This window comes from Pseudomonas sp. M30-35 (assembly GCF_002163625.1).
GTDB lineage: Bacteria > Pseudomonadota > Gammaproteobacteria > Pseudomonadales > Pseudomonadaceae > Aquipseudomonas.
In genome coordinates this window covers 1,847,477-1,873,851 of record NZ_CP020892.1, presented here as the reverse complement: position 1 = coordinate 1,873,851, position 26,375 = coordinate 1,847,477, and the positions used below count along the sequence as shown (strand labels likewise).

General features: G+C 51.5%; 19 protein-coding genes and 1 pseudogene. 5 read left to right on the top strand and 15 right to left on the bottom strand.

Annotated elements, in window-relative coordinates; genetic code table 11:
- Window positions 1-8: 8 nt before the first annotated feature.
- From B9K09_RS08745 to mtnA, 14 genes are all read right to left on the bottom strand, one after another.
- Complete coding sequence (locus B9K09_RS08745; protein ID WP_087516442.1) at window positions 9-1,139, bottom strand: NAD-dependent epimerase/dehydratase family protein; 1,131 nt, start codon at window positions 1,137-1,139, stop codon at window positions 9-11.
- Between the two features lie 20 nt (window positions 1,140-1,159).
- The gene (locus B9K09_RS08740; protein WP_157699335.1) at window positions 1,160-2,509 is read right to left on the bottom strand and encodes a hypothetical protein; all 1,350 of its coding nucleotides are present in this window, start codon (window positions 2,507-2,509) and stop codon (window positions 1,160-1,162) included.
- Between the two features lie 74 nt (window positions 2,510-2,583).
- The gene (locus B9K09_RS08735) at window positions 2,584-3,702 is read right to left on the bottom strand and encodes an EpsG family protein (protein WP_087516440.1); all 1,119 of its coding nucleotides are present in this window, start codon (window positions 3,700-3,702) and stop codon (window positions 2,584-2,586) included.
- 54 nt (window positions 3,703-3,756) lie between these two features.
- Entirely contained in the window at window positions 3,757-5,052 is a 1,296-nt protein-coding gene (locus B9K09_RS08730) for a polysaccharide biosynthesis C-terminal domain-containing protein (protein WP_087516439.1), read from the bottom strand.
- A 78-nt stretch (window positions 5,053-5,130) separates the two neighbouring features.
- Window positions 5,131-6,183, bottom strand: a complete 1,053-nt coding sequence (locus B9K09_RS08725; protein WP_256574278.1) for an LPS O-antigen chain length determinant protein WzzB — start codon at window positions 6,181-6,183, stop codon at window positions 5,131-5,133.
- Window positions 6,184-6,525: 342 nt separating this feature from the next.
- Window positions 6,526-6,810, bottom strand: a complete 285-nt coding sequence (ihfB, locus tag B9K09_RS08720; protein WP_087516438.1) for an integration host factor subunit beta — start codon at window positions 6,808-6,810, stop codon at window positions 6,526-6,528.
- A 449-nt stretch (window positions 6,811-7,259) separates the two neighbouring features.
- Window positions 7,260-8,945 carry a 30S ribosomal protein S1 gene (gene rpsA, locus B9K09_RS08715; RefSeq protein WP_087516437.1) on the bottom strand — a complete coding sequence of 562 codons (1,686 nt, stop codon included), beginning with the start codon at window positions 8,943-8,945 and terminating at the stop codon, window positions 7,260-7,262.
- Window positions 8,946-9,092: 147 nt separating this feature from the next.
- The gene (cmk, locus tag B9K09_RS08710) at window positions 9,093-9,779 is read right to left on the bottom strand and encodes a (d)CMP kinase (protein WP_177408654.1); all 687 of its coding nucleotides are present in this window, start codon (window positions 9,777-9,779) and stop codon (window positions 9,093-9,095) included.
- Window positions 9,779-11,983 (bottom strand): bifunctional prephenate dehydrogenase/3-phosphoshikimate 1-carboxyvinyltransferase, encoded by a 2,205-nt coding sequence (locus tag B9K09_RS08705; protein WP_087519043.1) that lies wholly within the window; start codon window positions 11,981-11,983, stop codon window positions 9,779-9,781. The genes cmk and B9K09_RS08705 overlap by 1 nt, the downstream gene beginning before the upstream one ends.
- A gap of 59 nt (window positions 11,984-12,042) precedes the next feature.
- The gene (gene hisC / locus B9K09_RS08700; protein WP_087516435.1) at window positions 12,043-13,152 is read right to left on the bottom strand and encodes a histidinol-phosphate transaminase; all 1,110 of its coding nucleotides are present in this window, start codon (window positions 13,150-13,152) and stop codon (window positions 12,043-12,045) included.
- A 164-nt stretch (window positions 13,153-13,316) separates the two neighbouring features.
- Window positions 13,317-14,423 (bottom strand): prephenate dehydratase, encoded by a 1,107-nt coding sequence (gene pheA, locus B9K09_RS08695; protein ID WP_177408653.1) that lies wholly within the window; start codon window positions 14,421-14,423, stop codon window positions 13,317-13,319.
- Window positions 14,423-15,508 carry a 3-phosphoserine/phosphohydroxythreonine transaminase gene (gene serC, locus B9K09_RS08690; RefSeq protein ID WP_087516434.1) on the bottom strand — a complete coding sequence of 362 codons (1,086 nt, stop codon included), beginning with the start codon at window positions 15,506-15,508 and terminating at the stop codon, window positions 14,423-14,425. Before serC ends, pheA begins: the two co-directional genes overlap by 1 nt.
- 94 nt (window positions 15,509-15,602) lie before the next feature.
- On the bottom strand, window positions 15,603-18,272 hold the full coding sequence (gene gyrA, locus B9K09_RS08685; RefSeq protein WP_087516433.1) for a DNA gyrase subunit A: 2,670 nt from the start codon (window positions 18,270-18,272) through the stop codon (window positions 15,603-15,605).
- 332 nt (window positions 18,273-18,604) lie between these two features.
- Complete coding sequence (gene mtnA / locus B9K09_RS08680; protein ID WP_087519041.1) at window positions 18,605-19,681, bottom strand: S-methyl-5-thioribose-1-phosphate isomerase; 1,077 nt, start codon at window positions 19,679-19,681, stop codon at window positions 18,605-18,607.
- A 179-nt stretch (window positions 19,682-19,860) separates the two neighbouring features.
- Here mtnA and B9K09_RS08675 point away from each other — a divergent pair, with 179 nt between their 5' ends.
- The 5 genes and pseudogenes from B9K09_RS08675 (at window position 19,861) to B9K09_RS08655 (ending at window position 24,843) form a co-directional block, all read left to right on the top strand.
- Entirely contained in the window at window positions 19,861-21,183 is a 1,323-nt protein-coding gene (locus B9K09_RS08675) for a TRZ/ATZ family hydrolase (protein WP_087516432.1), read from the top strand.
- Window positions 21,184-21,497: 314 nt separating this feature from the next.
- Window positions 21,498-22,196: a bifunctional 2-polyprenyl-6-hydroxyphenol methylase/3-demethylubiquinol 3-O-methyltransferase UbiG gene (gene ubiG, locus B9K09_RS08670; RefSeq protein ID WP_087516431.1), complete on the top strand. Its 699-nt coding sequence runs from the start codon at window positions 21,498-21,500 to the stop codon at window positions 22,194-22,196.
- Window positions 22,196-22,867: an N-acetylmuramic acid 6-phosphate phosphatase MupP gene (gene mupP / locus B9K09_RS08665; protein ID WP_087516430.1), complete on the top strand. Its 672-nt coding sequence runs from the start codon at window positions 22,196-22,198 to the stop codon at window positions 22,865-22,867. The genes ubiG and mupP overlap by 1 nt, the downstream gene beginning before the upstream one ends.
- Window positions 22,868-22,972: 105 nt before the next feature.
- Complete coding sequence (locus tag B9K09_RS08660) at window positions 22,973-23,713, top strand: YciK family oxidoreductase (protein ID WP_087516429.1); 741 nt, start codon at window positions 22,973-22,975, stop codon at window positions 23,711-23,713.
- 203 nt (window positions 23,714-23,916) lie between these two features.
- Window positions 23,917-24,843, top strand: a pseudogene (locus B9K09_RS08655) (GGDEF domain-containing protein).
- Window positions 24,844-24,939: 96 nt separating this feature from the next.
- Here B9K09_RS08655 and rluB read toward each other — a convergent pair.
- The gene (rluB, locus tag B9K09_RS08650; RefSeq protein ID WP_087516428.1) at window positions 24,940-26,103 is read right to left on the bottom strand and encodes a 23S rRNA pseudouridine(2605) synthase RluB; all 1,164 of its coding nucleotides are present in this window, start codon (window positions 26,101-26,103) and stop codon (window positions 24,940-24,942) included.
- Window positions 26,104-26,375: the final 272 nt, after the last annotated feature.

Below are 26,375 nucleotides of genomic sequence, written 5' to 3'. Positions count from 1 at the left end.
AAAACACCTCAGCTCATAAGATTGCGATCACGTAGTTCCTGATTAGCTTTATCTAAATTATCAATAGCTAGTGGTTGTGTTTTAACCCAATCCGAAAACTGCTTCAATCCTTCAGCTAAACTAATCTTAGGGGTAACTCCTAAGAGAGACTTTAAACGTGAAATATCTGCATAGTTATGCCGAATATCGCCAACCCTGAACTGACCTGTAATCTTCAAATTTGGTTCCATACCAAAAGCAAGCGAGAGCTCTTCCGCGACAGTTTTAACTGATGTCGCAACGCCACTTCCTACGTTTATAATAGTATTCGGAGCCTGCTTATGAATAAGCCCTTGTAACAATGCCTCTGTAACATCATCGACATGTACAAAATCTCGACTTTCATTTCCATCTTCAAACAGTGGTAGCACGCTATTGCGACGAATTTTTGTTGAAAATATCGACAAAATACCGGTATAAGGGTTATTAAGAGATTGACCTTGACCATAGACATTCTGCAGTCGGAATATTGCGAACTCTATGCCTAGCGATTGGCACCCGATCCTCACAAGATCCTCTTGAGCATACTTCGTTGCTGCATATATAGAAGAGGGAAATACGAGATCTGTTTCAAGCGTCGGCGTTAGTTGCAGAGCTTCTCCAGTGTCGCTGCAGACTGGTTCCCACTCCCTGTTGCTTAAAGCTGTCAAAGTACGTCCAGAAGGAAACACGCGTTGCCCGCTAGAGTTAAGATATGCCCCTTCACCATATACAGAGCGACTCGAAGATAGAACGATTCTCTTCACACTAGACTTAGATAATTTCCCAAGCACGTCAAATAACAAAGCAGTCCCTTGAGAATTAACCTCATTATAGCGCGCAACTTCATACATAGATTGTCCTGTACCGGTTTCAGCTGCCAGATGAACAACCGCTTCAACACCACCATCCAAAGCCAGTGCCCAATCATTAGCACTCGTAACAGATCCTTTAATAAACTCAATCCTAGAGTCATTTAGCCAATCGAGACCTTGTGGGATTTCACCGTGTATTTGCGGGGACAGATTGTCAAGAACCTTGACAGTGTGACCGAGGCGCAAAATCTTTTTAATCAAATGAGAGCCAATAAATCCAGCACCACCAGTAACTAATATTTTCATAAATAAAACCTTCTGATAACCTATCGAATTAGATTTGAAATTAAATGCTTGGCAATATCTCGCGTAAAATCTAAGTTTTCGTACCTATAATGACCAGCCTGTAGATAACTAAAGCAGAGTTTTCTCATAAATGCGATTCGAGAATAGCGATCTACGGGTTCGTGCATGGTATTGATTAATGCTTGTGCAATGTCCTCCCTCGCATCTACTTTAGCAACGACACCATCATAATATGAGTCCCCTAATGCGAGTATTGGCTTGAAAGAAAGAAGGGCTTCAACTCCTAGCATTGAATTATTAACGACTATAATATCTGCATCATCAATACTCGTGACAACCTTTTGATTATCATCTAAGAACACACAAGCGTATCTATTAATCAACTCGTAAACTCGCGACTCATAATATCCTCTATATAGCGGATGTTCGCGAACTACTAGCTTAGCTTGTTCCGGCAATGCTTTGATACAGTCCTCAATTATATCCGCATGATTATCATACAAAGGGCTATGCAAAAGCATGTTTGCATCCTGAGGAACTTGAAGCGCTAAGAGTACAGTGCATGAATATGGGGCATCTTTTACAGTGTGATGCTCTTGTTTAGCTGAAGTAAATGAGCGAAACACATTAGATAGCTTGTTAACAATAACCCCCCCTACCCCTCTCTCCCTTATATCATATGGTACTAAACACTTGATCGGGTATGTATTTAAAGCGATATCCAACAACCTATATATCAAGTTTCTCTTATATCTATTAAGTTTTGGTCTTGAGATGTATTGACTAATCAGACTCAAATCTTCATGTTCATTCACTTGTTCTCGCGTATCCCAAGTATGACGAATTGAAGCATTAGCATTTACACCTGAGCTATCAATTATTGTTGATGCAAACGGGCCTTGCTCAAAAAATCGAGTACTTATTTTTTTCAAGTTACATAGTGAAATCATCACGCGAACAGCCAATCGCGAGTCACCACTTAACAAAACAAGATCGGGTTGCTCTTTCTTAAGCAATATATCAAATCGATCTACATATGACATTGCCAGCCGGTAATATTTATCTTGCTGCTTATCTGATAAATTATGTTCCCCTAAATGATAAGCCACGCACCAGTCTAAATTAACGCCATTGTAAACTTTTCCACTATAGCTATATTGTTTTGCATACTGCTTCTTATTTGAAGAGAACCAGTTTAACCAAGGCAACAACTTCACATGAGAATCACGCAATCGCCAATATAGATAGCCACTGAAATTTAAAGACAAGTGCAAATACGTACTACTTGGACACAGGTTACAAATTTCCTTGTTAAGCCTCAAAAAAAATCTTGAGAAATCATCATAAAAACCAACTGTTATAATCTTCACAAGCCCACCAGACTTAATTTTTTATACGGATCAACAAACCGTAGTTAATCTTTAGATGTCGCTATAATAAGATTTCATTCAATCTGCGCATCCCATCGTTCAACGGTTCCGTAATCACCGTAAATAGCTACAGGACATGATTCATTTACAATACAGAAATTAAGCGAAAATTGTCTGTACGCAGACTCTTTTCTGTATGCGGAGTACGACGTCGCAATAAAAATTGTAAAAACGAGAGTAAATATACTCACAAACTCCATATTTTTTTGTTTTACTACGCTTGAAAGATTAGAAATAAGTAATGCGATAGCCAGGACCGCAAAAGGTTTAAAATACAAATACAGCCTACCAACAACTGCCATATTTACGGATATTGATAAAAGGATTGCAGTCAACAACAGTCCCTTTATGATAAACATTGAGAACCGTGTATTAGTAGTATATTTAGAAACCAATAGGCTCAATACGAAACAAAACAATATTTGGACTTGGGATTTTATTAAATCAACAAATGTCACTGCTCGAGAAAATCGCCCAAAATCAGCGTACTCTGCATACAACCCTGAATACGATATTGCAAACTTAATCAACTCAGAAACATCGACATATACAAAGAATATCGGCACCAAATATAATAAAAGGCACGTATTCTTTTTAAAATCAACAAAAAAATACGGTATTACGAAAACCATAAGTAACGCAGACAGGTGAAATGTTGAAGCCATGACAATTAAGCTTAAATATATCAGCCACCTTCTTTCACACGCGAAATACAAAGCATAAAAAATAATAGCTGCGGCCGCGGCCTGCCTTATAACATTTAGTGACGGAAACAACATTAATGCAAAAAAAACAAAACTTAATAAACCAAAAGTTCCTCCCAGTTTAGAAAATTTGTTCACAGCTAAAGCATTAAATAGACATGTGACAACGGCGTAAAAAACGAATAGTGCCTGAGAGTTGAGCCCACCAAAATTCAATATTGATGCAATAGCGTAAAACCCAAAATCTTTTGGCCACATCCGCTCATATTGATCAAAAAGAACAACATACCCTAGATAATCCGAGCCTATATTAAATCTAAAAGCAACGACTACAGTTATAAACAACCATAACATGCAAACTAACGGCTTACTTTTATAAAATAAGCTAGAAATAGCTAGCACGGAAGAAACAAAAAACCATAATGCCATTTTTTATGCCATCATGATTAAGTAAACTGCAGCATTATATGCGCTTAACATTATCTAGCTTCCAAATGGCGAAACAGATATATTCATTTTCTTGAACACAAGAACCGCACAACCAATATTGTGTATTGCCATTGCAATACAAGTCGCCCAAGCTGTGCCTTGAATACCGTACAAAGGAGTCAGCGTGAATATTAGACCTAAACATGCTAGCCCAGTTAACACATACATATTCCTCATATAACGTTCATTTCCAGTCATTGTTAGCAAATAACCAACTGGACCTGTAATTATATTAACAATTTGACCAACAACAAGTATCAAAAGTACTTTATACCCTTGCTCATAAGTCTCACCAAAGAGCCCCATAATTGTTTTAGAGTACATTAGGATGACAGCTATCACCGGTATTGAAAAACAATACAGAACTCTTACTGATACCTTAACTTCGCGTTGAAGTAATTTCATATCACCTAGCGCATAGAGCCTCGCTATTTTAGGAGCCAAAACAAAATTCACAGCGATCATAAAAAAATTTATTAAAGCAGCAGCTCTAACCGCAACAGAGTATAAAGCAATCTGATCTGGAGCAACCCAACGGCCGGATAGAAAAGCCCCTCCCCAAGCCAGTGTAATACTCATCATTGATACAGCCCAAAGAGGGAGAGCCATTTGCCACAATTGCTGGGAAGAAAACTCTATAGGCTTTTCGTTAATATATCGTTTAGTAAACCAAACACAGGCAATTAAAAAATTAACTACATATGAAACTGTAAATAACACCCCTGTATTTATCAAACTTAATGGTGTTAATAACATATAGCCGATACAAAAGAAAAGATACGGTCCGATTGATAGTACAAAAATCGATTTTAGTTGATGTCCGGTAGCTTGCAATGCATAAGCTAAAATATTTGATACCCCCCAAAATATGATTCCAGGTATCATACAAAGCATCATATATCTTATATCAGACTTCATTTCAAAATAGGCAACGGGTAAATATGCCGCAACTACAAATAGCACGAAACTTATAAGCATAAGTGCCGACACGACCCACTTAAGTATTTTCTTCAGGATGAATACCGCTTGCCCCCATTCTGAAGTATTATTTTTTTGAGAAATGTACTTAAGGGCTACATCTGACATCCCCATTAGAGATAACTGGGTTACAATAAAAAAACACGACATTGCCCAAAAAAAGTAACCAGCCGTCGTCACATCTAATTGTTTTGCTACTATGTAATTTAATAAAAAAATCGACCCTGCGCCCAACACTCTAACCATTACAACGATAAGAATATCTTTGAAGATTGAGTATTGGATAAATTTACGACTGAATATATTAAGCAATAGCTTTTACTCCTGCGTGGCACACAGTCATGTGCCAACTCATCTTTCGTGCAAACTGCAATTCCTCAATAAATGATCTTATTTAAGGTTAATAATAAAAACTTTAAATAAAGCGAAGAACACTCCTAACATAATCCCTGAAATCAACCCTACAAATACGACCAATAACTTATTAGGTTTGATAGGTGTCTCTGGAACCAAAGCTGGACTATCAAGCGTATACACAGCCACGTTGGCTGGATTCACATCGATCTTCTGCAAAAAATCCATTTGGTTTTCAATGCCACGCAACTCGACAATAAACGGGTCGTCATTTGTGCGTTTTTCCAGCACGGCTAGTTCTGCTTTAACAGCTTTGGCGCCGCGCATGTACATCAAACTACCGTCCATAAACTCGGTAAAGTCACCGTCTGAAGACGTTTTGCCGGGAGTCACTTGCGGTGAGTCATAGCCAACGGCATCAGCGACGATCAAGGCCTCCTGAAGGCGAGCAATTCTATCATTGCGTCTTTTAGCGGCGGTCAAGCGCAGGGCATCGACTTGCCTGGAAAGTGATTGGGTTTCAGTGCCTATCTCGGTCAAAAGGTTTGCTTGCATCACCTCGGCTGACTTATCTGCGGCCATGTTGACGTAGCGATTTGCCCAGTCAGCGACTACTTCAGGCTGTTTACCTACGACTTTCACCTCGTAATAATCAGGGTTATTTTTTACGTCGGGAGCCTGAACACTGAAATCCGCGTTAAAACGCTTCCATAGCGTATCTTTCGCTGCACTCGCCTCTTCTGGCGATAAGCTAGGCAAATATGCCTCTTCAAATAGTTGGCGTTTTAATGACCCTGACAACAGATTGCGCTTGAAGACGCCGTACACATCTTTAACGGTGAACTCTCTGAGTTTCGCTTCGCTACGGCCCAGGTTATAACCGGAAATATCACTGAGGCGCGGAGGCATGACGCCTGCAGTCGCTTGATACGTAGGAGCGCTTAAAAATGCGTAGGCAGCAGCAATTGCCGTTATTAGTAATGTGCAACCAACAATCAGCCACTTCTGCATCCAGAGCTGTTTTACAAGCTCAACCAAATCAATCTCATCGGAAGCGCGAGACTGTTCAGCAGTAATTCTTTGATCCACGTAAGCTCCAGTTTTTGTCGTTTCTTATCATAGGGCGAAGGGCTGTAGCCTTCTGCCATCCAACATATTTTATGCGTGATTTCCTACTCGCTCGCTTACTGCAGCAAATCAAAAGCAGGAACCGCGACCCAATCAGATTGGACGCTGTTTTTTCACACAAATTCCATTTATCCCCCACAGCCAAGGAACTTTTTTACTGGTCATGGGGGTTAATGACGTGAAAACGTCTATCAAAGACAAAAACGTGCGCAGTTTAACGTTTTACCCACGCGTCATACCACTACTACGCATTGCTAAATAACTGATTGATTTAGCAATTTCATTTCTGTGCGAGGCAAAGAATCACTCGTCTTCGTTCACACGGTCGCGCAGCTCTTTACCTGGCTTGAAGTGAGGCACGAATTTACCGTCAAGGCTGACTGATTGACCCGTTTTAGGGTTACGCCCTACCCGCGGAGCCCTGAAGTGTAGCGAGAAACTGCCAAAGCCACGTATCTCGATACGGTCGCCTGAAGACAAGGCACTGGACATTTGCTCAAGCATTGTTTTAATCGCCAGCTCAACATCCTTGGATGAGAGTTGGCCTTGATGGGTCACGATCCTTTCGATCAATTCCGACTTGGTCATAATTTTCCCTTCGTTTTCAAGCGGCTAGATCACTCGATAGTATGGTTTTAGCATGCTCCCAAGCTTTTGAACAGCCTCTAAAAACGCTTCCATGATGTTGATTCCGTTCACAGGCTCTATAGCAGCAGCCAAGTAACCTTTCCAGACCGCTCTAATTTGGCAACAAGTTTTTAATCCGTAGGGTGTGGCAACGCGAAGCTTGCCCACCAGAGCCCGCACACCTCAAGCAGATTTATAGACCGAAGGCGCCCACATTGGTGGAACGAGAAGCGTCATCCACCCGACATTAGGTGTAGCAGCGCTCAACTTGCCTGCCAAACTCCATGTCAGCAAGCAAATGTCCAGATTAATAGCAGCGTCCATTGGTGGATGAAATAAGCGTCATCCACTTTACAAACGCCCACAAAAAAGGGCGACCGAAGTCGCCCTTTTTCATGAATTACCCGAACTTAGTTCTGGTTTTCCATTTGTGCGCGGATCAGATCACCAATGGTGGTCGGACCAGCAGGAGCAGCTTCGTCCTGCTTAGTGCGCATTTCCTTGATTGCTTCTTTTTCGTCTTCAACGTCTTTCGACTTGACCGACAAGCTGATTACGCGGCTCTTACGATCAACGCTGATGATCTTAGCTTCAACTTCTTCGCCTTCTTTCAGAACGTTGCGCGCGTCTTCAACGCGGTCACGGCTGATTTCAGAGGCTTTCAGTGTGGCTTCGATGCCTTCAGCCAGGGTGATTACAGCGCCCTTGGCATCAACTTCTTTAACGGTACCGGTCACGATTGTGCCTTTATCGTTAATGGCAACGTAGTCGGAGAACGGATCTTCTTCCAGTTGCTTGATGCCCAGGGAGATGCGCTCACGCTCTGGATCAACAGACAGGATGACGGTTTCGAGCTCGTCGCCCTTCTTGAAGCGACGTACGGCTTCTTCGCCGACTTCGTTCCAGGAGATGTCTGACAGGTGAACCAGGCCGTCGATGCCGCCGTCCAGACCAATGAAGATACCGAAATCGGTGATCGACTTGATGGTGCCGGAGATCTTGTCACCCTTGTTGAACTGACCCGAGAAATCTTCCCATGGGTTAGTTTTGCACTGCTTGATGCCGAGGGAGATACGACGACGCTCTTCGTCGATATCAAGAACCATAACTTCCACTTCATCGCCAACCTGAACGACTTTAGATGGGTGGATGTTTTTGTTGGTCCAATCCATTTCGGATACGTGCACCAAACCTTCCACGCCTTCTTCCAGCTCTGCGAAGCAGCCGTAGTCGGTCAGGTTGGTTACGCGTGCAACAACGCGAGTGCTTTCTGGGTAACGAGCTTTGATAGCAACCCACGGGTCTTCGCCCAGCTGCTTCAAGCCCAACGATACGCGGTTACGCTCGCGATCGTACTTCAGAACCTTAACGTCGATTTCGTCACCAACGTTGACGATCTCGGAAGGATGCTTGATGCGCTTCCAAGCCATGTCGGTGATGTGCAGCAGGCCGTCGACACCGCCCAGATCCACGAACGCGCCGTAGTCGGTGAGGTTTTTGACGATACCTTTAACTTGCTGGCCTTCCTGCAGAGATTCGAGCAGAGCTTCACGCTCAGCGCTGTTCTCAGCTTCGAGGACGCTACGACGAGAAACAACAACGTTGTTGCGCTTCTGGTCCAGCTTGATGACCTTGAACTCGAGCTCTTTGCCTTCCAGGTGAGTGGTATCACGCACTGGGCGAACATCGACCAAAGAACCTGGCAGGAACGCACGGATGCCGTTAACGTCGACTGTGAAGCCGCCTTTAACCTTACCGTTGATAACGCCCGTAACCACTTCTTCAGCGGCGAAAGCTGCTTCCAGAACGATCCAGCACTCAGCGCGCTTGGCTTTTTCGCGGGACAGCTTGGTTTCACCGAAGCCATCTTCAACCGCGTCCAGCGCAACGTGGACTTCGTCACCGACCTTGATGGTCAGCTCGCCTTGTTCATTGAAGAACTGCTCGAGCGGGATGACGCCCTCTGACTTAAGACCGGCATGAACAGTGACCCAGTCACCGTCGATGTCGACTACGATACCGGTAATGATGGCGCCCGGTTGCATGTCGAGGGTTTTTAGGCTTTCTTCAAAAAGTTCCGCGAAGCTTTCGCTCATGTTGATTCCTGTTGATTCAGGGCAGTTTATCCGCCCAAACCACACTCCAGACAATGTGGGTACGTTCATATAAAAAGAGGCTTGCAAGACTAGGACTGGTTTCTTGCATGCCTCCTTGGCGAACTATCAGTTATTACCGAAGCTCTATTATCCAGCCAGATCGCGAATGGCGACCTCGCTCAGAATTCGTTCAAACACCTGCTCAATGGAAAGTTCGGTTGAATCCAGCTGTATTGCATCGGTCGCTGGCTTAAGCGGAGCCACCGTGCGCTGGGTATCGCGCTCATCACGCTCGCGAATCTCATCAAGTAGACTCGCAAGATTAACATCATCGCCTTTGGCCTTCAACTGTAAGTAACGTCTGCGCGCACGCTCTTCCGCACTGGCAGTCAGAAATATCTTCAGCGGGGCATCCGGAAACACCACCGTGCCCATATCACGACCATCTGCGACCAGCCCCGGAAACTCCTGAAACGCCCGCTGACGCTGCAACAGAGCCTCACGCACTGCTGGCAAAGCCGCGACCTGTGAAGCCCCTGCACCGACCTGCTCATTGCGGATCGCGTTAGTCACTTCCTCGCCTTCAAGGATGATGCTCTGCCCCTTGCCACCGGAATTGGCGATGAACTGCACATCGAGGTGTGCCGCCAACATGGTGACTGACGCCTCGTTGGTAATGTCGACACCGTGATTGCGCGCAGAAAATGCCAATAAACGATAGAGCGCGCCTGAATCAAGCAAGCCCCAGCCCAGCTTTTGTGCCACCAGGCAGGCAATAGTGCCCTTGCCTGAACCGCTTGGCCCGTCGATTGTGATTACTGGCGCAGCGTTCATCACTTACCCTCCTCACCAACTTGCATCCCAACTTGCGCAGCCAACGCCAGGAAGTTTGGAAATGAGGTGGCGACGTTTGCGCAATCATGGATACGAATTGGCGCACTGGCGCGCAGCGAGGCAACACTGAAGGCCATGGCAATCCGGTGATCACCATGGGCATACACTTCGCCACCGCCCATGGTGCCACCTTCGATGATGATGCCGTCTGGTGTAGCCTCAGCGCTCACGCCCAGCTCAATCAGGCCATCAGCCATCACCTGAATGCGATCAGACTCTTTGACTCGCAGCTCTTCAGCACCACGCAATACGGTCTGCCCCTCAGCGCAGGCAGCGGCGACAAACAATACAGGGAACTCATCAATCGCCAGCGGCACCAGGTCTTCCGGGATGTTAATGCCCTTAAGCTTAGCTGAGCGCACGCGGATATCTGCGACCGGCTCACCACCGACTTCACGCTCATTCTCGAGGGTGATATCGCCACCCATCAGCTTGAGAATATCGATAACACCGGTGCGCGTTGGGTTGATACCAACGTGCTCAAGCAATAGATCAGAGCCTTCGGCAATACTCGCGGCAACCAGGAAGAATGCAGCAGACGAGATATCCGCAGGCACCTCAATATGCGTACCTTTTAGGGTATGGCCCGACTCAACCGTCGCCGCATTACCTTCAACCGTGACCGGATAGCCAAAGCCACGCAGCATGCGCTCTGTATGGTCACGCGTCGGCGCAGGCTCGATAACAGTGGTAGAACCCGCAGCGTAGAGGCCTGCGAGCAATAGGCAGGATTTAACTTGAGCGCTGGCCATAGGCATTTCATAGGTCATACCGCCCAAGCGGCCACCTGCACGCACAGTCAATGGCGGACGACCTTCCGCTGCGGTCTCGATAATCGCACCCATGGCGCGCAGCGGTTTGGCCACGCGATTCATCGGACGCTTGTTGAGCGAGGCATCGCCAGTCAACGTGACATCGAACGGCTGCGCCGCCAGCAAACCACTGAGCAAACGCATTGATGTGCCCGAGTTGCCGACATAGATCGGACCAGGCGGCGCTTTAAGACCGCGCAGACCGACGCCGTGGATAGTTACACGACCATGGTGCGGACCTTCAATCACAACACCCATGTCGCGGAATGCCTGCAACGTCGCAAGGGCGTCTTCGCCCTCGAGAAAACCTTCGACCTCAGTAATGCCTTCGGCAATCGAGCCGAGCATGATCGAACGGTGTGAAATGGATTTATCGCCCGGTACGCGAATTTTACCAGTGACCTTGCCACCAGGATTAGCCAAAAAAATCAGATCATTCGTATGCATAGCGTCCACATAAGCCCTGCGGGCTAAAATTTTGCTGAAGTGTTCCCGGGCAACGCGGGCGCGAGTAAAGACGCCCAGCAGTTGATGCCCATCCCCTGCATCGACCGCGTCGCGTATAGCGTCGAGATCGCTGCGAAATACGTCCAGGTTCTGCAATACAGCTTCGCGATTGGCCAAAAAGATATCGTGCCACATCACCGGATCGCTTCCGGCTATGCGGGTAAAGTCGCGAAAACCACCGGCTGCGTAGCGAAAAATTTCCAAATTCTCGCTGCGCTTGGCCAAGGAGTCGACCAAACCAAATGCCAGCAAATGCGGCAAATGGCTGGTCGCCGCCAGCACTTGGTCATGATGCTCAACCTGCATGTGCTCAACATCAGCACCCAGCTCACGCCACAGTTGGTCAACTAGCTGCAGCGCCTGCGGATCGGTGGTCTCCTGCGGCGTCAAAATCACTTTGTGCTGGCGAAACAGCTCTGCATTGGCGGCTTCAACACCGCTCTGCTCTGAGCCCGCGATCGGGTGCCCCGGCACAAAACGAGCTGGCATGCCACCAAACGCCAGACTGGCAGCGCGCACCACATTACCCTTGGCGCTACCGACATCGGTAAGCACGGCCTGCCCTAGATCAAGCTTGGCCAACTCGCCAAGCACACGCTCCATGGCCAAAATCGGCACCGCCAGCTGGATCACGTCAGCACCCTGACACGCGAGCGCCAACTGCTCTTCGCAGCGATCAACCACACCCAAGGCTACAGCTGTCTCACGTGATTGCGGATCGAGATCAACCCCAACCACCTCACGACAGACGCCACGCTCACGCAAACCTTTAGCGAATGAGCCACCAATCAAACCCAGCCCTACAACCACCAGGCGGCCGATCATAGGGGGTGTCGATTGCGCGCAGGTTACAAGCGACGCAGTTGCAGCAGGTTTAACCTCAGTCACGCGCCAAGCACCTTGTTCAAGGCAGCCAAGAACCGCTTGTTCTCTTCAGGCAGACCAATGGACACACGCAAATACGTCGGCATGCCGTAATTGGCCGTTGGCCTGACGATAACGCCTTCGCGCAGCAATGCCTGATTGATCGGCGCTGCATCACGGGCTAAATCAACTGCGATGAAGTTGCCTTTCGAAGCAATCCAGTTAAGACCAAGCTCACGAAAACCGGCCTCAAGCTGGGCCATGCCGTCATCGTTGACCTTGCGGCTTTGCGCCAGATACTCAACATCATCAAGCGCGGCACACGCAGCGACCTGGGCCAAGCTATTGACGTTGAAGGGCTGACGTACGCGATTCAATATATCCGCCACTTGCGCGCTACTGATGCCGTAACCGACACGCAGCGCCGCCAAGCCATAAGCCTTGGAGAAGGTGCGCGACACCAACAGATTCGGGTACTGACTCAAATAATTGAGGCCATCAGGCAGTTCACTGCCGTGGGCATATTCGATATACGCCTCATCCAGCACAACCAGCACTGACTCAGGCACCTTGGCCAGAAAATCAGCTAAAGCTTGCGGGCCAAACCAGGTGCCGGTTGGATTGTTGGGGTTTGCGATGAACACCACACGCGTGTGCTCATTGATCGCCTTGGCCATCGCTTCCAGATCATGACCGAAGTCCTTGGCCGGGACGATATTGCACTGCGCGCCAACGGCCTGCGTGGCAATCGGATACACCGCGAAGGCGTGCTCACTAAACACCGCATTCAGCCCTGGCGCCAGGTAAGCACGGGCAACCAACTCAAGAATGTCGTTGGAACCGTTACCCAGGGTCACTTGTTGGGTTGCGACACCGCAACGCTGCGCCAAAAGGCTTTTTAATGAAAAACCATTGCCATCAGGGTAACGGGTCAGCTCCGCCAACTCAGCACGAATAGCGTCTAGCGCTTTAGGACTAGGGCCCAGCGGGTTTTCATTGCTGGCCAGCTTGACGATGTTGGCTGGATCAAGACCCAGCTCACGCGCCAGCTCATCAACCGGCTTGCCTGGCACGTAGGGCGACAGTTTTTGCACGCCTGGCTGCGCCAGCGCGAGGAAATCACAACTCATTGCTTGCCTCGTTCAATCCGGAAAACTCGTTTGTTGAATATTCGGTGCCACCGGTGATGGATACAAAAACGCCATCGTAAGGGTGCGACAACGCGAAGCTTGTCCACCACAAATCACACGTCGCGTCCTGGTGGATGGAGAAGCGTCATCCACCCTACGGAGCATCAGAGAACGGCTTTGGGGTATGAGCCCAGCACTTTTAGCGCGACTGCTTCCTGATTGATTTTTTCCAGCACATCCTTGATCAACGGATCACGGTGATGGCCGACAAAATCGATGAAGAACACATAGGTCCACTTACCGCTGCGCGAAGGCCGCGTTTCAATGCGCGTCAGGTCGATACCATTGTGATGAAACGGCACCAGCAACTCATGCAACGCACCCGGCTTGTTGCTCATGGAAATAATGACTGAGGTTTTATCATCCCCGGTCGGTGGTACTTCCTGGCTGCCGATGATCAAGAAGCGCGTCGAGTTGTCCGGACGGTCTTCGATTTTTTCAGCCAGCTTGGTCAAGCCATACAGGCTCGCAGCCATGTCGCCCGCGATCGCCGCTGAATTCCACTCGCTTTTGACGCGCTTGGCTGCATCAGCATTGCTTGAAACAGCAATACGCTCAACATTAGGGAAATGCGCATCCAGCCACTTACGGCACTGCGCCAATGACTGCGCGTGCGAATAGATGCGGGTGATCTTGTCAGTCTTGGTCGACTCACCAACCAACAGGTGATGGTGAATACGCAGCTCAACTTCGCCACAAATCACCATGTCGTGCTCAAGGAAGCTGTCTAGCGTGTGGTTGATCGCACCTTCGGTCGAGTTTTCGACCGGCACCACACCGAAGTTCACTGCACCGGCAGCCACTTCACGGAATACTTCATCGATTGCCGCCATCGGCACGCTAATCACCGCGTGACCGAAATGCTTCATGGCCGCCGCTTGCGAGAAGGTCCCTTCTGGCCCGAGGTAAGCCACTTTCAGCGGATTCTCAAGCGCCAGGCATGAAGACATGATTTCACGAAACAGACGAGCCATTTCTTCATTGCCCAAGGGCCCGGCATTACGGTCCATGACGCGCTTGAGCACCTGCGCCTCACGCTCGGGACGGTAAAAAACCGGTTTTTCGCCTTCTGGCAACGCAGCCATTTTTACCCGTGCGACTTCTTCAGCGCAGCGGGCGCGATCACTGATCAGCTCAAGGATTTTCTCATCCAGACTGTCAATGCGCAGGCGTAGCGCCTTTAATTCTTGCTCGGAGATTTGATCCGACATTAACCGTGCTCCTTCTCGAACTCAGCCATGTAGGCAACCAATGCCTGCACCGCATCAAGACCCACTGCGTTATAGATAGAGGCACGCATGCCGCCAACTGAACGGTGGCCTTTAAGGTTCAACAAACCGCGCGCATCAGCGCCGGCTAAAAATGGCTTGTCCAGGCGATCATCAGCCAGACGGAACGGCACGTTCATCCACGAACGTGAATTTGGCGTGATCGGGTTGCTATACAGCCCGCTGCTATCAATGGTGCCGTACAGCAGGTCTTTTTTGGCGCGATTGCGTGTTTCCATCGCCGCAACACCGCCCTGCTCTTTCAGCCATTCAAACACCAGGCCCGACAGGTACCAAGAGAAAGTCGCCGGGGTGTTGTACATCGAACCGTTGTCAGCTGCGACCTTGTAGTTGAGCATGGTCGGACACGAACTGCGCGCGCGGCCCAGCAGGTCTTCACGCACGATAACTACCACCAAGCCGCTTGGGCCGATGTTTTTCTGCGCACCGGCGTAGATCAGGCCGAACTTGGAGACATCCAACGAGCGCGAAAGGATATCCGAAGACATATCCGCAACCAGCGGTACGTCACCCACTTGCGGAATCCAGTCAAACTGCAGGCCGCCAATGGTTTCGTTACTGGCGTAGTGCACGTAGGCAGCATTTTTCGACAGCTGCCATTCGTTTTGCCCAGGAATCGCGAAATAGTCGTATGGCTTGGCACTGGCTGCGACATTGATGTTGCCGTAGCGCTTGGCTTCTTCGATGCTTTTCTTCGACCAGATACCGGTGTCGATGTAGTCAGCCACACCGTCTTCTGGCAGCAAATTCAGGGCGATCTCAGCGAACTGTTGGCTGGCACCGCCCTGCAAAAACAGGACTTTGTAATTCGAGGGAATGAACAGCAGATCACGCAGATCCTGCTCGGCCTTCTCGGCAATTGCGGTGTATTCGTCACTGCGATGGCTCATTTCCATCACTGACAGGCCTTTACCCTGCCAGTCGAGGAGTTCAGCTTGGGCACGTTGCAGAACAGCTTCGGGAAGCGCGGCTGGGCCGGCGCAGAAGTTAAAGGCTCGCTTGCTCACATCCACTCTCTCAAAAATGGACGCTGGCCCTAAGCCAGCGCCTGATCAAACACCACAGACAACAAAGCCTGCCGAAGCAGGCTTGTTGCGTGGATTACTCTGGATCTGCGGGGTTTTCACCCGCAGCAGGTGCTTCAGGTTCAGCGCCATCTTCTGGCGCCAACTCTGCAAGTTCACCTTCAATCTCTTCATTGACGATCAGCTCGCCATTCTCATCGTATTCTTCTTCAATAGAAGGTTCTTGAACACGTTGCAGACCGACCAGCTTCTCGTCCTTGGCCAGGCGAATCAGGGTCACGCCCTGAGTATTACGTCCCAGACTTGAGACCTCACCGACACGCGTACGCACCAGTGTGCCCTGGTCAGAAATCAGCATGATTTCCTCACCATCAAGTACCTGAACCGCGCCAACCAACTTACCGTTACGCTCGTTGCTGACCATGGCGATTACGCCCTGACCGCCACGCTTGTACTCTGGGAACTCGCTGATTTCAGTACGCTTGCCGTAGCCGCGCTGCGAGGCGGTCAGAATCTGGCTGCCCTCTTCTGGAATCAACATCGAGATCAGCTTCTGGCCTTCAGCCAAACGCATACCGCGAACACCGCGAGCGGTACGGCCCATGGCGCGCACATCACTCTCTTTAAAGCGTGTCACCTTGCCGCCGTCGGAGAACAACATCACCTCACGGCTACCATCGGTGATCGAGGCAGAAATCAGGGTGTCGCCTTCGTCCAGGTCGAGGGCAATCAAACCAACGCTACGCTGACGGCTGAATTGCTCCAGCGGCGTCTTCTTCACAGTACCGCCAGCGGTAGCCATAAAGATGAAGTGACCTTCGGTGTACTCATCAACCGGCAACATGGTGGTGATGTATTCACCCTCATCCAGCGGCAACAGGTTAACCAATGGACGGCCGCGCGCAGCACGCGAGGCTTCCGGAATTTCATAGGTCTTCAGCCAGTAAACCTTGCCACGGCTGGAGAACAGCAGCAGCGTGGTGTGGCTGTTGGCAACCAGCAGGTGAGAAATGTAATCCTCATCCTTGACCCCGGTCGCCGACTTGCCTTTACCACCACGACGTTGCGCTTGGTACGCAGCCAGTGGTTGAGACTTGGCATAACCGGTGTGAGAAATGGTCACCACACGGTCTTCTTCGGTGATCAGGTCAGCCAGCGTCAGATCGAGACGGTTGTCGAGGATTTCAGTGCGACGAGCATCACCAAACTCAGCCTTGATACCTTCAAGCTCTTCGGTGATCACTTCCATCAAGCGCTCAGCGCTGGTAAGGATGCGGATCAACTCGCCAATCTGCGCCAGGATCTCTTGGTATTCAGCCAGCAGTTTTTCGTGCTCAAGACCGGTCAGACGGTGTAAACGCAGGTCAAGAATGGCCTGAGCCTGTTCTGGCGACAGGTAATACTTACCGTCACGCAGACCATATTGCGGGTCCAGATTGTCTGGGCGGCACGAGTCAGCGCCTGCGCGCTCAACCATGCTCTGCACGGCGCTGGATTCCCAGGCCTTGGCAATCAGGGCTTCTTTAGCTTCAGCCGAGGTCGGCGAGGCTTTGATCAAGGCAATAACCGGGTCGATGTTCGACAGGGCAACCGCTTGGCCTTCAAGAATATGGCCACGCTCACGGGCTTTGCGCAGTTCAAACACCGTGCGACGGGTAACGACTTCGCGGCGGTGCAGGATGAAGACTTCGAGCATGTCCTTAAGGTTAAGAACCTTAGGCTGGCCGTCGATCAAAGCAACCACGTTGATACCGAACACACCTTGCATCTGGGTCTGCGCGTAGAGGTTATTAAGAATGACCTCCGGCACTTCACCACGACGCAATTCGATAACAATGCGCATGCCGTCTTTGTCAGACTCATCGCGCAGCTCGGTGATGCCTTCAAGCTTCTTCTCTTTAACCAGCTCGGCGATCTTCTCGATCAAACGCGCTTTGTTCAGCTGGTAAGGCAGTTCGGTGACGATGATTTGCTGGCGGCCGCCAACCTTATCAATGTCCTCGATCTCAGCACGGGCACGCATATAGATGCGCCCGCGACCGGTGCGATAGGCTTCGATGATACCGGCGCGACCGTTAATGATAGCGGCGGTTGGGAAATCCGGGCCCGGGATGTACTGCATCAAGTCATCGATGCTCAGCTCCGGGTTTTCGATCAGCGCCAAGCAGCCATTAATAACCTCGGTCAGGTTATGTGGCGGAATATTGGTCGCCATGCCCACAGCGATACCGCTGGAGCCGTTGATCAGCAGGTTAGGAACCTTGGTCGGCATGACCGCTGGGATAATTTCAGTGCCGTCGTAGTTAGGCACCCAATCCACAGTTTCTTTATGCAAGTCAGCCAGCAGCTCATGGGCCAGCTTGGTCATACGTACTTCGGTGTATCGCATGGCAGCGGCGTTATCGCCGTCAACCGAACCGAAGTTACCCTGACCATCTACCAGCAGGTAGCGTAATGAGAATGGCTGAGCCATACGGACGATGGTGTCGTAGACCGCAGTATCACCGTGTGGGTGATATTTACCGATCACGTCACCAACGACACGAGCCGACTTCTTGTACGCCTTGTTCCAGTCATTACCCAGCTCGCTCATCGCGTACAACACGCGACGGTGCACGGGCTTCAAGCCATCGCGCGCATCCGGCAGTGCACGACCGACAATTACGCTCATCGCGTAATCGAGGTAGGACTGCTTGAGTTCGTCTTCGATATTGACCGGGAGGATTTCTTTGGCCAGTTCGCCCATGAGTAGCCTGGTTCCTTTTTCTGGTGAAACTCCGCTCCATCCGTTGTGAACGAGGCGAAGCCTGTCGCTGTAACATCAAGTCGACAACGACTCACGACAAATCAATAAGTTATGCCATGGATATACGCAGTTGAGGCAACCCTAAGCAGTTGCCCTGATAACTGCCGGAGGTTACCACATGCAGCGCTTTTCACCTACCCTAAAACCGACCAGCAAAACCACTGAATAGCCCTGTGACGCACTGAGAGGCCGTACAAGCCGATTTATTCCTCAACAGCCTCACCCGGCAGGCACCGCGCAAATGCAAGCTGAACATCATTAACACGCTCAACTTAGTGAAGGCGCTTGCGGCACATCAACTGAGTCATCTTGGCCAGATCTGGACGCTCGACCACACCCTTTTCGGTGACGATGAAGTCGATCAAGTCAGCGGGCGTCACATCGAATACCGGGTTAACTGCATCGACCCCGGCAGCCACTCGGTGGCCACCGACTTCGAGAAGCTCACTGCCGTCACGCTCTTCGATCGGAATGTCTTCGCCGCTTTCCAGATCCATATCAATAGTCGAACTCGGCGCCACCACCATAAAGCGCACACCGTGGTGCATGGCGTTGACCGCGAGCTGGTAGGTGCCAATTTTATTGGCGACATCACCATTTGCAGTAATCCGATCGGCACCAACAATGACCCAGGTAATGCCGCGGGTTTTCATCAAGTGGGCCGCGGCTGAGTCAGCATTGAGGCTAACGGGAATGCCTTCGTTAGCCAGTTCCCAGGCGGTCAGCCGCGAGCCTTGCAGCCATGGCCGTGTTTCATCGGCGTATACCCGCTCAACCAGACCATCAAGATAAGCCGCACGAATCACCCCCAACGCAGTGCCAAAACCGCCAGTCGCCAAGGCGCCGGTATTGCAATGGGTTAACAGGTTTTGCAGGTTGCCTTGATGCTTACGGATCAAGTCGACACCGAGCTGGGCCATGGTCAGATTGGCTTCGCGATCGCTCTCGTGGATACCCAGCGCCTCAGTCTCCAGCACCGCCAACGCATCGTCTTCCGGCTTGATCCGTGCCAAGCGGTCGCGCATGCGGTTCAGCGCCCAGAACAGGTTAACCGCAGTGGGCCTCGAATCTGCCAACACCTGGAAGTCAGCTTCAAGCGCTGTACGCCAGTCGCCGCCTTCCTTGATACGTTGACGAGCGCCCAGCACCACGCCGTAAGCCGCGCTGATACCGATGGCCGGCGCACCGCGCACCACCATTGATTTGATTGCCAAAGCTACTTCTGCGGCATTTTCATAAGCAAGCCACAGCTCTTCGAAAGGAAGCACGCGCTGATCCAGCAGATAAAGACGGCCATCACGCCACTCAATAGCTTTGACCTTTTCTGCTGCTAACAACTGCTCGCGCATCGACCTGCCCTCGTAAAACAAAGCCGCTGAGTATACGCCCAAGCGCTCGCCGGCCTGTAACCCTAGTTGCTGCAAAATCTCAAAATCACCGATTAAGACTGTGTTTGCAGTCCTTTCGACTTCATGCGCGCGGCGTTCCACTATAGAATCGCCGGTCAACTATGCAAAGGCCCCTATAAATGTCCGAAGCCCCACTCGACCTTATCCTGCTCCCCACCTGGCTGGTCCCTGTTGAACCGGCTGGTGTCGTGTTGCGCGACCACGGGCTGGGTATTCGCGACGGCCAAATCGTGATGATTGCTCCACGCGAGCAGGCGCTTAAACAAGCCGCACTGGAAATTCGCGAACTGCCCGACCACATCATCACCCCAGGCCTGATCAACGCCCATGGCCATGCTGCAATGACGCTGTTTCGCGGGTTAGCGGATGATTTACCGCTGATGACCTGGCTGCAACAGCACATCTGGCCTGCTGAAGCCAAATGGGTGAACGAACAATTCATCAAAGATGGCACCGAACTGGCGATTGCCGAGCAGCTCAAAGGCGGCATCACCTGTTTCTCGGACATGTACTTTTTCCCCGAAATTGCCAGCCAGCAGGTCCACAGTAGCGGTATCCGCGCACAAATCACTATCCCGGTACTCGACTTTCCGATTCCCGGCGCCCGTGATGCGGCTGAAGCCCTGCACAAGGGCCTTGAGCTATTTAGCGATCTCAAGCATCACCCACGGATCAAGATCGCCTTTGGCCCGCACGCCCCGTACACCGTTAGCGACGACAAGCTGAGCAACATCAATGTACTCGCTGAAGAACTCGAAGCAGGTATTCACATGCACGTCCACGAGACTGCATTTGAAGTTCAGCAAAGCATGGAGTTGCAGGGCGAACGCCCGCTCGCACGACTGGCCCGCCTTGGCCTCCTGGGGCCACGCTTTCAAGCCGTGCATATGACCCAGATTGATGACGACGACCTCGAACTGTTAGTCGCCAGTAACACCAGTGTTATTCATTGCCCGGAATCGAACCTCAAACTCGCCAGCGGCTTTTGCCCGGTTGAGAAGCTGTGGAATGCAGGCGTCAACGTTGCCATCGGCACTGACGGCGCAGCCAGCAATAATAACCTTGATCTGCTGGGCGAGACGCGCACTGCCGCGCTACTGGCCAAAGCAGTCGCAGGCTCGGCCACGGCGCTGGATGCCCACCGCGCACTGCGCATGGCTACCCTGAATGGCGCTCGCGCTCTGGGCATTGAGGCAGAGGTTGGCTCACTGGAAGTCGGCAAAGCAGCTGATATTTGCGCATTCAACCTGTCCGGCCTGGCTCAACAACCGGTGTACGACCCGGTCTCGCAACTTATCTATGCCAGCAGCCGCGCCTGTGTTGCCCATGTCTGGGTCGGTGGCAAGCAGTTGCTGGATAACGGCAAACTGACACGTATGGATGAAGCTCAAATTATCGCCAACACCCGAGCGTGGGGCGCCAAGATTGGAGCAAAGGCCTAAGAAGCCTCTGAAAAACTACTGCGCTCGATATTACGGCGTTAAAAAACTGCTCAAAATGCTCATTTAGGCCACTAAAGTCGAGCGCGACCCCGGCCGCTTTTTCGCATATTTTTTGCCTTGTAGTATCGTCGCTCGCTACCTTTTTCAGAGGTTCTTTAACGATATATAGAAGCGGCTACACATATATGCCAGCCGCTGCGACAAACTGACATACACTGGCCTGCTGACAAGCGCCCACTAACAGGCGTGAAAATGGCACCATTGCTATAGGAAGCCATGCAGGCACCCTTTGCAGATTTAATCAGGAACAGCTCATGAGCAACGTCGACCCAGCTGAAATTGCCAAGTTTGAAGCCCTTGCCCACCGCTGGTGGGACCGTGAAAGCGAGTTCAAACCGCTGCATGAAATCAACCCACTGCGGGTTAACTGGATTGATGAGCGCGTCGGTCTGGCAGGCAAAAAAGTGCTCGACGTAGGCTGCGGCGGCGGCATTCTTAGTGAATCCATGGCCCAGCGCGGCGCGACCGTGACCGGTATCGACATGGGTGAAGCGCCGTTAGCGGTTGCACAGCTGCACCAGCTGGAATCCGGGGTATCCGTTGAATACCGGCAGATCACCGCTGAAGACCTCGCCGAAGAAATGCCCGAGCAATTCGATGTCGTAACCTGCCTCGAGATGCTTGAGCACGTGCCTGATCCTGCCTCGATCATCCGCGCCTGCTACCGCATGGTTAAACCGGGCGGCCAAGTGTTTTTCTCGACCATCAACCGCAACCCGAAGGCGTATATGTTTGCCGTAATCGGCGCGGAATACCTGTTGCGCCTGTTGCCACGCGGCACCCATGAATTCAAGAAATTCATCCGCCCATCCGAACTGGGCAGCTGGAGCCGCGCGACGGGACTCGAAGTCAAAGACATCATCGGTTTGACCTACAACCCGCTGACCAAGCACTACAAGCTGTCAGCCGATGTAGACGTCAACTACATGATCCAAACGCTCAAGGAGCAATGATGCGACTGCGTGCAGTACTTTTCGACATGGATGGCACGCTGCTCGACAGTGCCCCCGACTTTATTGCGATCTGCCAAGCCATGCGCATTGAGCGCGGGCTTGAGCCGATTGCTGAAAAACTGATCCGCGACCAAGTTTCAGGCGGCGCCCGCGCCATGGTTTCGGCCACTTTTAGCCTGGACCCGCAAGCGTCTGAGTTCGAACCACTGCGCCTTGAGTTTCTCGAGCGCTATCAAAGCCACTGCGCAGTACTGACCCGACCGTTTGACGGGATCAACGAGCTGCTCGCTGACATTGAGCAGGCCAAGCTGATCTGGGGCGTGGTGACTAACAAACCCCTGCGCTTCGCCGAGCCAATCATGCAGCAACTGGGCTTGGCCAAACGCTCAGCCATATTGATCTGCCCAGATCATGTCAAAAACAGCAAACCTGATCCTGAGCCAATGATTCTCGCCTGCAAAACGTTGGGCCTGGACCCAGCCAGCGTTTTATTTGTTGGCGATGACCTGCGTGACATTGAGTCTGGCCGTGCAGCCGGAACCAAAACAGCCGCGGTCACCTACGGCTATATTCACCCTGAAGACAACCCACGCAATTGGGGCGCCGACGTCGTCGTCGACCATCCATTGCAACTACGCTCAGTGCTGGACAACGCACTGTGCTGCTGCTGAAACCTCTGCCGACCTGCGCCATAAACATGTTCGCAGGCTTGTGCGAAACCATTGAAACTGGCGACTGGCGCAGCCTCGCCAGCCCCTAGCAAGTGAGACCGAGTCATGTTCGATTACACCGCCCGTCCCGACCTCCTCAACGGCCGCGTTATCTTAGTCACCGGCGCAGGCCGTGGCATTGGCGCAGCTGCAGCCAAAACCTTTGCCGCACATGGCGCAACAGTGCTATTGCTGGGTAAGACTGAAAGCAACCTGAGCGCGGTCTACGATGAAATCGAAGCTGCCGGTCATCCACAACCAGCGGTGATTCCTTTCAATCTGGAAACTGCTCTGCCGCACCAGTACGATGAATTGGCGGCAATGGTTGAAAGTGAATTCGGCAAAATCGATGGCCTGCTGCACAACGCCTCAATCATTGGCCCACGCACCCCGGTCGAGCAGTTGTCTGGCGAGAACTTCATGCGTGTCATGCAAGTAAACGTCAACGCCATGTTTATGCTCACCAGCACCCTGCTGCCATTACTGAAGCTCTCAAACGACGCCTCCGTGGTATTCACCTCAAGCAGCGTTGGCCGCAAAGGCCGTGCTTACTGGGGCGCTTACGGTGTGTCGAAATTTGCGACCGAAGGTTTTATGCAGACACTGGCAGACGAACTGGAAGATGTCGCCCCAGTGCGCGCCAACAGCATCAACCCAGGCGCAACCCGCACCGACATGCGCGCCCAGGCTTATCCAGGCGAAAACCCGGACAACAACCCGACGCCAGCCGACATCATGCCCGTATACCTGTACCTGATGGGCCCAGACAGCACAGGCGTAAGCGGCCAGGCATTTGACGCTCAGTAACGCTCGATAGTGGCAAAACAATGCCAGCTTTTTGGCAGCCGGCCGGCAACAGCTCGCCGGTCTTTTGTCATCACTCTCACGCCGCCGCCATCCGACAGCTGTAAGTGACTGACTTCACATATTTTTTTATTGAAACGAAACAGCTGGCACGGAAATCGCTCTAAACCATTATTGCCGCACTTAGCGCCAGAGGTTTAGCGTTCATGGTTCCCCCCAACTCAACCAATACAATTGATTTCGATGCAGCCAAGCTGCAGCGTCTCGGTTATTCAAGCAAGCGCAAGCAAGCACTGCAGCCGCTTAATCTTGCGCAACTGCGCCAGCATCTGAATTTACAGCTACAGACCAGTCTTGAGACTGAACGCACACTGAATATTTTTTTCAGCGAAATTCAGCGCCTGATTGCCCTCGATGGCTTGTCTTATCAGCACAGCGTCTGTGATTTGAACCTGGAGTTCGGTGAAACTGCAGGTAATTCAGCCAGCTACCGCCTCAGTCATGAGGGTGAGTATCTTGGTGAGTTAGTGTTCCGGCGCAAACTACGTTTCAGCGAAGTTGAGCTAAATCAGCTAGAAGCCTTGCTTGGTAGCCTGCTTTACCCGCTGCGTAATGCTCTGCTGTATCGCACTGCCATCCAGAATGCGCTACGCGACCCGCTGACCAACACCGGCAACCGTATTGCAATGGAGCAGATGCTGCACCGCGAGGTGGATCTCGCTCGGCGCAGCCTGCAACCGCTGTCACTGCTAATGGTCGACCTTGATCACTTCAAGCAGATCAATGACAACCACGGCCATAGCGTTGGCGATGAAGTACTCAAAGTCGTAGCCAACACCATCAAGATGCAATTGCGTAACGTGGATATGATTTTCCGCTACGGTGGCGAGGAGTTTCTGGTGCTGCTTTCTGGTACTGGCCGCGACGCCTCGATCATGGTCGGCGAACGCCTGCGCCATTCAGTCGAGCAACTGCAATACGTCAACCAAGGTCAGCCACTTGGGCTGTCGATCAGCCTCGGCGGCGCCAGCTTGTAGCCCGGCGAATCTGACGAAAGCCTGCTGCGCCGAGCCGACAACGCGCTATACGTGTCGAAGCGTGATGGCCGCAACCGCCTGAATATGGCCGGTTAATCTAACTCGCCGCTAGCTTCAGGACTCAGCAGAAAACAAAAAGGGTCGCCCGAGGCGACCCTTTTTATTTTTGGGCAAGTAGAGCAGTGCTTAGGCTTATGCCTTTGGCTCAGGCTTACGCCCACGACCGAAGCCTGGACGCTGCCCATCACCCGCTGGCGCACCACGACGCTTGGCCGGAGCACCTGCAGGCTTGCGCCCACCACGCTCAGGCGACTCTGAACCTGCGCGCTCAGGGCGAGGCTTGCCAGAAGTACGCTGCTTGCTCACATCGCTTGGACGTTCAGCCACGGCAGACGTTTTACCAGCACCGCCGCGTGACTGATCACGCGAACCGCGGCCGGAACGTGCATCACCGTCGGCTGGGCCACCATGCGCTGGACGCAAGGTGCGCGCAGAACGGTCGCCACGACCGACTGGCTTGGCCGACTTGCGCTGCTGACGATCAAGCTTATCGCGCGCTTTTTCTTTCATGTCTGGCAGGGCAACAGGCTTGAGGCCGACTTCTTCACTAAGAATATCGACTTCGCGCTGACCCATTTCACGCCAGCGACCCATGGTCAGGTCGGAGGTCATAAACACCGGACCGAAGCGTACGCGCTTCAAACGGCTGACGACCAAACCTTGCGACTCCCACAGACGACGTACTTCGCGATTACGGCCTTCCATAACCACGCAGTGATACCAGTGGTTATAACCTTCGCCGCCAGGCGCTTCCTTGATGTCGGTAAACTTGGCCGGGCCATCTTCAAGCATCACGCCCGCTTTCAAGCGTTCGATCATCTCTTCGTCGACTTCACCACGCACACGCACGGCGTACTCACGGTCCATCTGATACGAAGGATGCATCAAGCGGTTAGCCAATTCACCGTCGGTGGTGAACATCAGCAAGCCGGTGGTATTGATGTCGAGACGACCAATATTGATCCAACGACCTTCTTTAGGACGCGGCAAACGGTCGAATACGGTAGGACGGCCTTCTGGGTCGTCACGGGTGCAAATCTCGCCGTCGGGCTTGTTGTAGATAATCACACGACGTAGGTTTTCAGCTGCTTCTTCGCGCTTGATAACCTTGCCATCGAGGGCAATTGCGTCATGCAGGTCAACACGTTGACCGAGGCTTGCAGCTACGCCATTGACCTTGACACGGCCTGCGCCGATCCAGGTTTCGATCTCACGACGTGAGGCCAAACCCATGCGGGCCAAGACTTTCTGCAGTTTTTCGCCTGCAGGGCTAGTTTGTTCAATTTCTTCACTCATCTGGGCACCTCCCGGTGTTTCTCTGTGATGGGGCGACATCTCGTCGAGGGCGCGCATCATACGCGTCCGCTGAAAGAGTAGCTAGCGGCAAAGATAATGGTGGGATTTCTGCCGACTGGCATTTCTTGTGTTTGGCTTATGGTGGACAAGCTTCGCCTTGTCACACCCTACGCGGCAGCAATTCAAGACGCTCACCCCTTCCACTGAATAACCGTAGGGTGGAAGACGCTTCATCCTTCCACCATCACCGACGCAGACATTTCGGGCGCCCT